Source organism: Flavobacterium sp. AED, assembly GCF_000812945.1.
Lineage (GTDB): Bacteria > Bacteroidota > Bacteroidia > Flavobacteriales > Flavobacteriaceae > Flavobacterium.
The window spans coordinates 779230-792140 of sequence record NZ_JSYM01000001.1 but is presented as its reverse complement, the minus strand read 5'-3'; the positions used below and the strand labels follow the sequence as shown (position 1 = coordinate 792140).

General features: G+C 33.6%; 11 protein-coding genes. All 11 read right to left on the bottom strand.

Annotation, left to right across the window (positions count from 1 at the left end; all coding sequences use genetic code 11):
• Window positions 1-11: 11 nt before the first annotated feature.
• Window positions 12-1250 (bottom strand): nucleoside permease, encoded by a 1239-nt coding sequence (locus OA85_RS03605; protein ID WP_039108127.1) that lies wholly within the window; start codon window positions 1248-1250, stop codon window positions 12-14.
• A 77-nt stretch (window positions 1251-1327) separates the two neighbouring features.
• Window positions 1328-1972 carry a DUF1080 domain-containing protein gene (locus OA85_RS03600; RefSeq protein ID WP_231557072.1) on the bottom strand — a complete coding sequence of 215 codons (645 nt, stop codon included), beginning with the start codon at window positions 1970-1972 and terminating at the stop codon, window positions 1328-1330.
• 58 nt (window positions 1973-2030) lie between these two features.
• On the bottom strand, window positions 2031-3497 hold the full coding sequence (locus OA85_RS03595; RefSeq protein WP_052257134.1) for a Gfo/Idh/MocA family protein: 1467 nt from the start codon (window positions 3495-3497) through the stop codon (window positions 2031-2033).
• 85 nt (window positions 3498-3582) lie between these two features.
• A complete protein-coding gene (locus OA85_RS03590; protein WP_039108125.1) occupies window positions 3583-4635 on the bottom strand; it encodes a sugar phosphate isomerase/epimerase in 1053 nt (350 codons plus the stop codon).
• Between the two features lie 32 nt (window positions 4636-4667).
• Window positions 4668-5831 (bottom strand): Gfo/Idh/MocA family protein, encoded by a 1164-nt coding sequence (locus OA85_RS03585; RefSeq protein WP_039108124.1) that lies wholly within the window; start codon window positions 5829-5831, stop codon window positions 4668-4670.
• Between the two features lie 10 nt (window positions 5832-5841).
• Window positions 5842-7545 carry a GMC oxidoreductase gene (locus OA85_RS03580; RefSeq protein ID WP_035672590.1) on the bottom strand — a complete coding sequence of 568 codons (1704 nt, stop codon included), beginning with the start codon at window positions 7543-7545 and terminating at the stop codon, window positions 5842-5844.
• Between the two features lie 107 nt (window positions 7546-7652).
• Window positions 7653-8213, bottom strand: a complete 561-nt coding sequence (locus OA85_RS03575) for a gluconate 2-dehydrogenase subunit 3 family protein (RefSeq protein ID WP_039108123.1) — start codon at window positions 8211-8213, stop codon at window positions 7653-7655.
• Window positions 8214-8572: 359 nt separating this feature from the next.
• Window positions 8573-9763, bottom strand: coding sequence for a hypothetical protein (locus tag OA85_RS03570; protein ID WP_039108122.1), 1191 nt, complete (start codon window positions 9761-9763; stop codon window positions 8573-8575).
• Between the two features lie 15 nt (window positions 9764-9778).
• Window positions 9779-10609 (bottom strand): type 1 glutamine amidotransferase, encoded by an 831-nt coding sequence (locus OA85_RS03565; protein ID WP_039108121.1) that lies wholly within the window; start codon window positions 10607-10609, stop codon window positions 9779-9781.
• A 41-nt stretch (window positions 10610-10650) separates the two neighbouring features.
• Window positions 10651-11757, bottom strand: coding sequence for a carboxylate-amine ligase (locus OA85_RS03560; RefSeq protein WP_039108120.1), 1107 nt, complete (start codon window positions 11755-11757; stop codon window positions 10651-10653).
• 168 nt (window positions 11758-11925) lie between these two features.
• A complete protein-coding gene (locus OA85_RS03555) occupies window positions 11926-12873 on the bottom strand; it encodes a RimK family alpha-L-glutamate ligase (protein WP_039108119.1) in 948 nt (315 codons plus the stop codon).
• Between the last annotated feature and the right edge of the window lie 38 nt (window positions 12874-12911).

Here is a 12911-nt window from a genome sequence, read left to right as displayed (position 1 = left end):
ATATTTTGTTTTTATACTGCTGTAATTTCATTTTCTGTTTTACTTTTATCATTAAATAAAAGTGCAAAAAGTAAAAACACACCTAAAGCGATACCTGCTGGAATAATCCAAACCATTCTCCAATCAATGGCTCCATCAAGTGTTTTATAATTATCCGTTATCCAGCCTGCGACACCAAAACCTATTAACATACCTACACCATAAGTAGCTAGTGTAATCAAACCTTGTGCAGCACTTTTATATTTTTCACCTGCTTTTGAGTTGGTGTATATTTGACCTGATACAAAAAAGAAATCATAGCAAATACCGTGTAAAGCAATACCTATTATAAGCATAAAACTCAAATCGCTTCCATTACCATAAGCAAACAAAACATAACGAATAGCCCAAGCCAACATTCCTAATAAAATGGTTTTCTTAAAACCAAAACGGCTGAAAAATACTGGAATTAATAATAGGAATAATGCTTCGGATATTTGTCCAATGGCCATTTTTCCTGTTGGATTTTCAACTCCAGCTTCAGTCAAAAATGGATGTGCATTTTGATAGTAAAATGCTAATGGAATACAAATAAGAATTGATGATATAAAAAATATTGCAAAGTTTTTATCTTTTAAAAGTTTTAAAGCATCAAGACCAATAATATCTCCAATTTTAATTTTTTCGTCACTTACTTTCGGGGGTGTTTTGGGCAATGAAAAACTAAATATTCCTAAAACTAAAGCAGCGATTCCTGCTAAAAGAAAAGTGTTTTTTAATAATCCCTGAGTAACGCCTTCAGCTGAATCCCAATGAAACAGGAAACTGATAGATAACCCAGCTAAAATCCAACCAATGGTTCCCCAAACTCTAATATTTGCAAATTCTTTTTCAGGATCTTTCATTTGATTAAAAGCAACTGAATTTACCAGTGCCAGTGTTGGCATATATAAAATCATATATCCTAAAACATAAGAATAAAAAACAGTAACATCATCTGAAACATACATTTTATACATCAAAAATGCGCCAATAAGATGAAGAATCCCTAAAATTTTCTCAGCATTAAAATAGCGGTCTGCAATCAAACCAATAATAAAAGGAGCGATAATTGCACCCCAGGATTGTGTTGAAAAAACAGCGGCAGTTTCTGAACCTGAAGCATGTAAATTACTTGCCAGGAAAGTTCCTAGTGTTACAAACCATGCACCCCAGATAAAAAATTCTAGGAACATCATTACAGATAATTTAATTCGGATTGTGGTATTCATTGGTTTTAGGTTAGTTAATATAAATCGTTTATAGTTTTTATTTTTAATATTAATTCGGAACAAATAATTTGGCTGAATTATAATTCTTTAATTACAATATTTCTATACCAGACATTTTCACCATGATCTTGTAAGGCAATTTTTCCAGTTTTAAAGGTTCCAAAACTTTTCCAAGAAGCAAATTTACTTCCAGCAATAAGTGATTTCCAATTGTCATCCCAAAGGGTTGTTTTTACAACAACCACCTCATTCAATTTGAAAGTAAGTTGGCCATTATCACTAATTATTTCAACAGTATTCCATTCTCCAACAGGTTTAACGGGCTCAATATCACTTTTTATTAAATCATATAAATTGCCAGCTCTATGTTTACTTATTTTACCATCAGGATGTCCATCATTATCTAAAACCTGCATTTCTAAACCAGTTTCATAAGTATTCTTATACTTTTTAGGATCTTCATGAATGTAGAATATAATTCCGCTATTCGATTTTGGTACTACTTTCCATTCCAATTTTAAATGAAAATTAGTATATTCATTATCCGTTACAATATCTCCTCCCTGATTATTTGTAGTTGCAGATGGGTCAAAATGCAATGTACCATCTTCAACTTTCCAAGCGGTACCTACTGTACTTTTGCCGTAAGTATGCCAGCCTTTGGTGGTTTTTCCATCAAAAAGTGGTTTAAACTCATTTTGGGCATTTGTTATTTGTACCATTACTATTAATGTTAATAAACTTAGGATTTTTTTTATCATGATGATTGCTTTAAGTATTTTACAAAGTTAAATCATTCCAACCCTGACGATATTCTCGTTTTACAAATTGATTAACATCATCAAAATTTGTAATTTTCATAGCATCATTGTCCCACAGTAATTTTACTGAACGACCTGGATATTTCGTTTTACCAATTGTTTCTTTTTGAATATCATACCCTCTAATAGCTAAATTAGCCATTAATAACGCCTCGGTTAAAGGACCAGCGATTTCAAAAGGAGAACTTAATTCTTGTTTACCATGACCTGCAATTGCAGCTTCTACCCATTGTTTATAATGGCCATTAGATCCATCAATAACTCGATTATATTTTTGGGCAACATTTATATTTTGATTTCTTGTCAAAGGAAGCAAACGAGGGTTCATTCCATAAGTATCACACATCATTTTTCCTTTTGTACCAACAAATAAAGTACCGTTTCCACCATCTCCAAAAATTTCATTTGGTTCTAATTCCAATGGTCTTTCAGGTTGAATTCCTCCATCCATCCAATGTAAAGTTACATCACCATTCGTTTTATTAGTTTTAGGAAAGGTTAGCGTCACATGGCTTGAAGGCGGGCAACTTTGTGGAAAGTAACCTCTTTTAAATTCATCAACATAGACAGATCCAACGCTACATTGCACATCCTTAGCATATTTTAAGTTTAATACGCTAAAAGGAGCTTCAATCAAGTGACAACCCATATCTCCTAATGCGCCAGTGCCGTAATCCCACCATCCACGCCAGTTGAAAGGAACTAGTTTATCTACATAATCTCTTTTTGGAGCAGTTCCTAACCATAAATCCCAATCTAATTCTTTTGGAATTTCTGCTTTTGTAGTAGGCCAGGGGATACCTTGTGGCCAAACTGGGCGGTCAGTCCAAGCATAAACAGTATGAACATCTCCAATTAAATCGGCTTCATACCATTCCTTCATTATTCGGGTTCCATCGTTTGATGCACCTTGATTCCCCATTTGGGTTACCACTTTGTATTTTTTTGCAGCTTGCGTTAAAATACGAGCTTCATAAATGTCATGCGTTAATGGTTTTTGAACATAAACATGCTTACCTAATTGCATTGCTGCAAGGGTTTGTATTGCATGATTATGGTCTGGTGTAGCTACTGAAACAGCATCAAAATTTTTATGTTCTTTATCAAACATTTCTCGCCAATCTTTATAGTATTTGGCTTTAGGAAAAGCTGCAACACTCTTAGCAGCTCTTCGATCATCAACATCACATAGAAAAGAAATATTTGCTTTTCCACTTTTATCAAACATAGCAATATCAGATTGTCCTTTCCCACCCACACCTATACTGGCAATTAATAAACGATCGCTTGGAGCTACAAATCCTCTTCCCAAAACATGTCTGGGAACAATCATAAATGCTGCAGCAGCTATAGCACTAGTTTTTATAAAATCACGACGGTTTGTTATGATTTTATTCTCTTTATCGTCTTCTTTTTTAATATCCATTATAAGATGTTTGTTTTTATTATGAAATACAGAAAGTCTATTTGTCTTCGAATTATTATCTAATTTAACTACATTTTGGATTGTTTTATAATCCTAAATTTTTCATATTGAATGCTTTGTCAGTTTCAACTGCAGCAAAATCATCGAAAGCTTTATCAGTTACTTTTATAATATGTTTTTTTATAAATTCAGCACCTTCACGTGCACCATCTTCTTGATTTTTAATACAACATTCCCATTCCATAACTGCCCAGCCTTTATAATCATACTGTGCTAATTTGCTGAAAATGGTTTTAAAATCAATTTGCCCATCACCAGGTGAACGATAGCGTCCTGCACGATTTGCCCAACTTTGGTATCCTCCAAAAGTGCCTTGTTTTCCAGTTGGATTAAACTCGGCATCCTTAACATGAAATGCTTTTATTCGTTCATGATAGAAATCAATATACTGGATATAGTCTAATTGTTGTAAAACAAAATGGGAAGGGTCGTATAAAATACAAGCTCTGGAGTGATTATTTACCGCTTTTAAGAACATTTCATATGTTTCACCGTCAAATAAATCTTCTCCGGGATGAATTTCATAACAAAGATCAACACCGTTTTGATCAAATTCATTTAAGATAGGCAACCAGCGTTTTGCTAATTCAGCAAATCCATCTTCCACTAAACCCGGAGGACGTTGTGGCCATGGATGAAAATACTGCCAAAGCAATGAACCGCTGAAAGTGGCGTGTGCATTTAAGCCTAAATTATAAGATGCTTTTGCAGCATATTTTAATTGTTGAACAGCCCATTCTTGTCTTGCTTTTGAATTTCCATGCACATTTTTTGGTGCAAAAGCATCAAAAAAATCATCGTAAGCAGGATGAACCGCCACTAATTGACCTTGTAAATGAGTTGATAATTCAGTGATTTCTAATCCGTAAGAAGCAATGGTACCTTTTAATTCGTCAGCATACGTTTTACTTTCAGCTGCTTTTTGTAAATCGATGAATCGAGTATCTAATGTTGGCATTTGAATACCTTTAAAACCTAAATCGGCAGCCCATTTACAAATCCCATCTAAGGAATTAAAAGGAGCTTCATCGCCAATAAACTGAGCTAAAAATACTGCAGGACCTTGTATTGTTGTCATTTATTTATTTTAATTTTTTATGAATACCCTTACTACAAAACGTAAGGAGTCCATTTTTTATCTGAATGTGCTGAAACTACTACGTTATCAATAAATGCCATACCTCTTAAACCATCTTCAACAGAAGGGAAATCTAACATTTCAGGAGTAGGCTCTTTACCATCTAATTTACAACCTAGTGTTAATGCAAAATTGCGATAGATATTAGCAAATGCTTCTAAATATCCCTCTGGATGTCCTCCAGGAGTACGACAATTATGGGTAGCAAATGAGGATAAATGTCCATAATTGCTACCAGCTCTTAGAATTTGAGCAGGCTCATCTAACCATCTTACAATTAAAGTATTGGGATCGTGTTGCAACCATTCGATTCCACCTTTTTCACCATAAACCCTTATTCTTAAAGCATTTTCTTCTCCTGCAGCAACTTGAGAGGCCATTAAAACACCTTTGGAACCATTATCAAATTTTAACATTACGGCTCCATCATCATCCATTACACGTCCTTCAACTAATGTATTTAATTCCGCACAGACATCTGTAATCTTAGAACCTGTAATATATTCTGCTAAATGAGCTGCATGAGTACCAATGTCTCCCATTACAGAACTTTTCCCTGCCTTTGTAGGGTCAGTTCTCCAAGCAGCTTGTGCATTACCTTCTCTTTCAGATAGTTTACTCAACCATCCTTGAGGGTATTCTACCCAAACTTTTCTTATCTTTCCTAGTTTGCCCTCTCTTACCATAGCTTTTGCCTGTTTTACCATTGGGTAACCGGAATAAGTATGTGTCAAACAAAGGATTAATCCTGTTTCTTTTATTTTTTGTTCCAAAAGTTTGGCTTCTTCTAATGAAAAAGTGATTGGTTTTTCGATTACGACATTAAAGCCATAATCTAAAGCCATCATGGCAGGTGCAAAATGCGCAAAATTGGGAGTAACAATAGTCACAAAATCCATTCGCTCATTAGCTGGCAATGCTGCTTCAGCTTTAAACATTTCTTCATAAGTTAGGTATGTTCTTGATTCTGGAAGAAACAAGGCTTTTCCTGATGCAATTGCGGTTTCTGGTTTTATACTCAATGCACCACAACTTAATTCTATAAGTCCATCCATATTGGCGGCTAAGCGGTGAATGGCACCTATAAAAGCATCTTGGCCACCACCGACCATACCCATTTTTAATTTTCTATTCATCTTTTGTATACTAAATATTCCCTTTTTTTAATTCTTTTACTGCATAATCACAAGCTCTAGCCGTTAATGCCATAAAGGTCAATGATGGATTTTGGCAAGCAATTGATGGCATACAAGAACCATCTGTTACAAATACATTATTAACTTCATGCATTTGGTTCCATTTATTTAGAACAGAAGTTTTAGGGTCATTACCCATTCTGGCAGTTCCCATTTCGTGGATAGCCATTCCAGGATAACATTCATTATCATACGTTTCTACATTTTTAATTCCTGATGCTTCAAGCATTTCTGCTGCATCATTCATCATGTCAATACGCATTTTTTTCTCATTTTCTTTGTATTCACAATCAATAGCTAATACCGGTTGACCCCATTTGTCTTTTTTATCATGATTGATGTACACTTTGTTTTCATAATAAGGCAACATCTCCCCAAAACCACCTAATCCCATATTCCATGTATCAGCCGGAAGACTCATTTTGTCTTTAAAATCTCCACCAAAAGCTAATTCTGCAACTTCTTCATGCCAAGGATTTCTACTGGCACCACCTTGATAACCAAAACCTCTTAAATAGTCTCTTTTATCATTTCCTATATTTTGATATCTAGGAACATAAATACCATTAGCTCTTCGGCCATAAGTATATTTATCTTCAAAACCTTCAGCTTTTCCTGAAGCACCACAACGGAAATGATGATCCATTAAGTTATGTCCTAATTGACCACTGGCATTACCTAATCCTTCTGGATGAGCTTCTGAAGTTGAATTTAATAAAATAAATGTTGAGCCTAAAGTAGAACCATTTACAAAAACAATTTTAGCATAAAACTCCATTGTTTCATTAGTTTCTGCATCAATCACCATAACTCCTTTTGCTTTCTTGGTATCTTTATCATAAATGATATGATTTACAATAGAGTAAGGTCTTACCGTTAATCTTTTAGTTGCCATAGCAGCAGGAAGTGTAGCAGATTGTGTACTGAAATAAGCGCCAAACGGACAACCACGGCTGCATAAATTTCTATATTGACAATTTCCACGACCATTATGAGGAACAGTCAAATTTGCTGTACGCCCAATCGTAAGAATACGTGTTCCTTTATAATGCTTTTCCATTCTTTCCTTAACGGATTTCTCAACACAGTTCAAATCCATTGGTGGTAAAAATATACCGTCAGGTAAAAGAGGCCAATTTTCTGCTTGTCCACTTATTCCTGCAAATTTTTCTGCATAATCATACCAAGGGGAAATATCTTTATAACGAATAGGCCAGTCATTACCATGACCATCTTTGGCATTATCTTCAAAATTATGATCACTTAAACGGTAACTTTGACGTCCCCACATTAAGGATTTTCCACCTACATGAAAACCTCTGTACCAGTCAAAACGTTTATCTTCAGTATATGGGCATTCTAAATCATTTACCCACCATTTTTCATTTGCTTCACTATATGGGTAATCTCTTGTTTGAACAGGATGCGTTCTTTTTTGCTCTTCGGTCATTTTTCCGGCATGCTTAAATTCCCATGGATTTTTCATGGCCGAATCGTAATCTTTTATGTGTTCGATGTTCATTCCGCGTTCTAACATCAAGACTCTTAATCCTTTTTCAGTTAGTTCTTTTGCGGCCCAACCACCACTTATTCCTGAACCTACAACAATTGCGTCATAAGTATTTTCTTCTTTTAAATTTGAATTTATATTCATTCTAGAGGAGTTCTATTAGGTTAATTTGAAGATAATATTTCGAAAAAATTAATGTTATAAAATCCTAAAACATTTATAAAAAAGGATTTTATTTTGCCAATTGATTTCTATGTAGCCCAAGCTTTTTGACCCGGTTTGTAATCTGCATTTCCATCATATCTACCAGGAACTGCAATATATTCACGTGCTTGAGTACAACCAATTTCTGATGAAAAATACCCTAAAATTGTTAAGTCTCTAGCTATAATGAAAAATGAAGGTTTTTTTACGTCTACAAGTGATTCCGTTCTTAAATGCTCCATTATTTTAACACGCTCTTCAGGTGAAAGAGAGATGAAATTTTTGCTGTATTCTTTTTGACATTTTTCTTCCATCTCTTTCATTCCAGAAGCAAAAGTTTGTTGTAAATCAGCTGGATAACATTCATTAATCATCATAGGGATAAAAGCTCCTAAACCGGCCGCTTTAGCTCCGGGTGCTGCTTTTGTAGTTGGAATAATTATATCTGCAAATTCAGCTAAAAGAGCTTCGTCTGTAGGTGAAAATGATACTTTACTATTCTCGTTGTCAGGAATTACATAATCTTTAATTAAAATTCCAACTGTTGTTGCTGAGATAACACCTCCCAGCACCAATGCCAAGTTTTTGATTGCTCTACGTCTATCCATTTACTAAATTATTAAAAGTATTACTATTTGTTGAATATTATGCATTTATTATAACAATACAATAATAAATAAAAATAAGACAGATTCATTTTTTTAATGTTAAATTATTGACAGAATTCAATAATTTGTAAATTATTAAGGAAATAGATTTAAAAAAATCATCAAACACTATCTCTAATCAATAAAAATTATAAAAAATTGATTTTTTTCAGACAAAGTAGAGGTACTTTTTTTTCTGAAAAAGGGAATATTTGATTTTTTTGTAAGTTTTAAACTACAAGTAGATTAACTAAAACGTTTTATTCAAATGTCAATGCGTTAAAATGACGTTTTAACTGTCGAAATACTATTTAAAAAGATCAGCGTTCAAATAACCCCAAAGTACCACCAACCCAATCCTTATCTTTATTAAATTTCACACCTATCATTTCACCGCGACTCAATCGTACTAAGTTACAAAGTAGAGTAGGAGCTGTATCTTCTTTTTTCCAAATACAAAGCATACGAACTTCAGCTTTTACTTTTCCATCAGGAGATTGAACAATTGGAATATAATTAACCTTTTTTTGGAGAATATAAAGTTCTTTTTCAACTACCGCTTCGATATCTTCTTTCTTTACATGAAAAATGACGCCCGTTCCTGAAAAAGAAAACAAAGGTTTTAGGACATAATTTTCTAAATCCTCAGGAATTGCTGCCAAGTCACTTAATAATGTGGTTTCTATAAAATATTTTCCTTTTAGGAAAGGTAAAATAAATTTACTGATTCTAAAAAACCAATTGGGATGACCAGCCCATTCTACATCAAGCTCATCTGAAAAATGGAAATTTAATTTCAAATCAGTTCGTAAATCCAATTCATCAAAAATAACCCGATTATAGATTCGTTTTACAAGAATTTCTTCGCCTTTTTCGTTTTTGTAGAATAATTGTTTTCCTTTTTTTATGAGCTCAGTAACACAAACTATTGGTATACCAATATCTCTTCGGCAATAATAAAAATCAATTTTTGTGTTTTGCTTTTCTGGTTCTATTTCAAGAAGAATAACATTTTCTTTGGGATGATTATCACAAATCGCTTCTTCAAGAATATTGAGATATTCTTGTGGTTCAATGTTATTAATAAAAGGGGTTAATTCGCTAAGAAAAGGATATTGATTCTTAAATTTTTCGTACAAATTAATTTGATAATTGTACAAAGAAGGAAATCCTTGCACTTCAATCAGTTTAGGGACAATCACTCCGTCTTCTTCGCAAATTCCAAAATCAATAGCTAGAAAAGTTGTATGTTCATCTTCATTTGGAACTTTATGATTAAGTTCTAATGATTTATTTGTAAGTGATTTAAACGATTTGTCTTGAATTAAAGCTATAACCTCATTACTACCTTCAATCAATTGTGATTTTAATTCATTTGAAATAAAAAAAGGAGTTTCACCCAATCGGAAAGTTGGCATATAATTAAAATCGGAAGCAATATCATCTTTAAGTTCTTGATATTTTTTTTCTGTAAATTGAGCATTAAATAACTCCCGATATTTTGAAATCATTTGGAATGGATTGTATTAATTAGAAAGCATTTTCTTTGTTTTCATCAAGTCATTAATCGCTATTCGAAGGAAATTTGGAATCAAAGTTTCATTGGTTCTGTATATTTTATCATCATCCAATAAATCTTCCAGCATATTTCTAAACTTTCTTTTCCCTTTCATAGCTCTGATTTTCTCTTTTGCTTCTTTGTTTCTCAAATGTGAGACAAAGCTAATAGGATCCGCTTCTGGGTGAAATTGAGTACCTACAAAATAGTCAGTAAAACGAACTGCCATAATTGCACGTTCATATTGTACATGATCCCTAATTTTCTCTAAAGAAATAATTTTGGCCCCTTTTTTTGCAAAAATACTCAACTTAGGTTGTACCACCTGATAATCTCTGGAATCAATCGCATAGAAAGGATCTGCTAATCCTTCAAAAAGAGGATCAACAAGTCCTTCTTTAGTTTTATGAATGGTCATAACACCAAAAGATGTATCGTTTCTTTTGGTCACTGTAGCTAATCCAAAATGCAAGCATGCCATTTGAAAAGAGTGACAAATGAATAGTACATGTTTTTTAATTGCATTTTCATTGTTCCATTTGTTCAACGAATCAATGAATTCATAATATTTCACGTCCCAATTTCCATCACCTATTAATGGATTTCCCGGTCCTCCAGTTGAAATATAAATATCAAAGCTATTAATATCCGGCAATTCACATTTTACACGAACATCGAATATTTCAAAACTCACAACTGGACTAAATCGATTCACTACATCAATAATACAACGCATACCTTGATTAGGTTCACCGTTATACATATCTAAAAGCGCAATTTTTATAATTTTATTGGACATAACCTATTTTTAAAAAAGAATGTACAAAGATAATTTATATTTTATAATCCCTTGGTAAATTCACCAGTTATAAAGTCAACGACTCTGCAAAGATCTCCCGTTTCTTCAAAAACAGCTAATTGTTTATCTGCTCCAGTTCCATTTTTCAAAATTTCATGTACGTAATTAATATCTTCACGACTTCCCAATTCATCTACAACATCATCAATAAAATCTAGCAATTCCAAAATAAGCATCTTAGTTTCCACTTCTTTTTGCAATCCAAAATCAATCATATTATTGTCAATTCCATAACGTGCAGCACGAAATTTATTTTCTTTTATCAATGCTAATCGATAAATGTTAAAACTGGTATTGTTCATGTTCAATTTGTAGAGTTTAGCTACAATTGCCTGAATAATCGCAACGATACAAATTGTTTCATCTACAGTTAAGCACATGTCACAAATCCGGAATTCGATTGTATTATAAAATGGGTGCAAACGTAAATCCCACCAAATTTTCTTCGGATTATCAATACAATTGGTCTTTACCAATGTCTCTAAATAATTCTCATACGATCCCACCGAATCAAAATATTCTGGCAATCCAGTTCTTGGAAATTTATCAAAAACTTTAGTTCTAAAGGATTTATAGCCCGTTTGTCTTCCTTCCCAAAAAGGAGAATTTGTAGAAAGCGCAAAAATATGGGGCAAGAAATAGGTCGCCTGATTCATTAATTGCAATCCAATTTCACGGTTTTCAATCCCCACATGACAATGCATCCCAAAAATTAAATTAGAACGTGCCGCATCCTGCAATTCATTTACAATATCATGATAACGAGGATCATCAGTAATAGGCTGGTCCTGCCATTTCGAAAAAGGATGCGTCCCGGCACCACCCACAATCAAATCTTGTTTATCGGCTAATTCAACGATTTTGGAACGTAAAAATTTTATTTCATTTTTGGCATCATTAACACTATTACAAATATTAGTACCTACTTCCACCACTGATTGGTGCATTTCGGCCTTTACCTGTTCATTTAAAATTATTTTGGCACCGTCCACAATTTTAGACAAATGCGAACGCAAATCCCTTGTTACAGGATCAATAATTTGATATTCTTCTTCTACACCAAGTGTAAAAACTGGTAATTTTTTCATTATTTTTTTTTTAGGAGCTATTTCCCGCTTTTCGTTTCAATCTTTCTATTCCTGAAAAAAATCAGTAATAGAAAGGATTTTCACTGCAAACGAAGTTCATTGAACTCCGATGAAAATGAAAATTAAGTGAAGTAATCGGGGCTAGGCAATTCCGTTTATCTATAATTTTTATTTTACAGCTACGGCGTCTTTAATAAAAGTTCCCCAAGTAAGATTAATTTTACCTGGCTTTTGTTTTTTTGCAGCAGCAATAGCCATTTTTGCAGCTTCTTCAACCACCCATTCAAAATTTTCGGCACCTACCGAAGTCAATTCAGCGTCAGGAGCAGGATTCCCAAAATCTATCGCATAAGGAATCCCATCACGAACAGCAAATTCAACCGTGTTAAAATCATATCCCAATCCTTTACAAAGACGTAAAGTATAATCTTTTATAGTCGCTAATAATTTTTTGTCAACCGGTGGTCCATCAATCACATAACGTAAATGATGTGGATTTCTAGGTTCATATTGCATAATTCGAACCGCTTTACAACCCAAACAATATACTCTGAAATATTCTGTAAAGACAATTTCTTCTTGCAACATCATCACTAACTGCCCTGTTTCCTGATGCTTTTCCCAAAACTCTTCTTTGTTTTCCAATCGGTATACGTTTTTCCAACCACCTCCTGCATACGGTTTCATATAAGCAGGAAATCCTATATATTCAAAGATTCCTTCCCAATCCATTGGGTATTTTAAATTGCGGAATGATTTTCCGGTGGTATCCGTAGGGTGTTCTGCTGAAGGAAGAATCACTGTATTTGGTAATGGGACTCCAAGAGTGTCTGCCAAAGCGTTATTGAAAAACTTATCGTCAGCGCTCCACCAAAAAGGATTGTTGATAACGTTAGTTCCTGTTAAGGCCGCATTTTTCAAATAAGCACGATAAAAAGGAACATCTTGTGAAATTCGGTCAATAATTACAGCATATTCTCCATCTTGATTTTGAACTACTTTTTCAATAGCAACTGCTTCAGCAATGATTCCTTTTTCATTTTTTGAGTTTACACGATCTATAAATGCTTGCGGAAAGGTATCTTCCATTCCAAATAAAATTCCTATTTTTTTCATCTTGATACGTTTATAAATTACTTAATTTCATTTTGTTT

Coding starts and splice junctions, on each gene's coding strand:
- OA85_RS03605 (WP_039108127.1), bottom strand. CDS start 1,250: ATGAATACCACAATCCGAATTAAATTATCTGTAATGATGTTCCTAGAA.
- OA85_RS03600 (WP_231557072.1), bottom strand. CDS start 1,972: ATGGTACAAATAACAAATGCCCAAAATGAGTTTAAACCACTTTTTGAT.
- OA85_RS03595 (WP_052257134.1), bottom strand. CDS start 3,497: ATGGATATTAAAAAAGAAGACGATAAAGAGAATAAAATCATAACAAAC.
- OA85_RS03590 (WP_039108125.1), bottom strand. CDS start 4,635: ATGACAACAATACAAGGTCCTGCAGTATTTTTAGCTCAGTTTATTGGC.
- OA85_RS03585 (WP_039108124.1), bottom strand. CDS start 5,831: ATGAATAGAAAATTAAAAATGGGTATGGTCGGTGGTGGCCAAGATGCT.
- OA85_RS03580 (WP_035672590.1), bottom strand. CDS start 7,545: ATGAATATAAATTCAAATTTAAAAGAAGAAAATACTTATGACGCAATT.
- OA85_RS03575 (WP_039108123.1), bottom strand. CDS start 8,213: ATGGATAGACGTAGAGCAATCAAAAACTTGGCATTGGTGCTGGGAGGT.
- OA85_RS03570 (WP_039108122.1), bottom strand. CDS start 9,763: ATGATTTCAAAATATCGGGAGTTATTTAATGCTCAATTTACAGAAAAA.
- OA85_RS03565 (WP_039108121.1), bottom strand. CDS start 10,609: ATGTCCAATAAAATTATAAAAATTGCGCTTTTAGATATGTATAACGGT.
- OA85_RS03560 (WP_039108120.1), bottom strand. CDS start 11,757: ATGAAAAAATTACCAGTTTTTACACTTGGTGTAGAAGAAGAATATCAA.
- OA85_RS03555 (WP_039108119.1), bottom strand. CDS start 12,873: ATGAAAAAAATAGGAATTTTATTTGGAATGGAAGATACCTTTCCGCAA.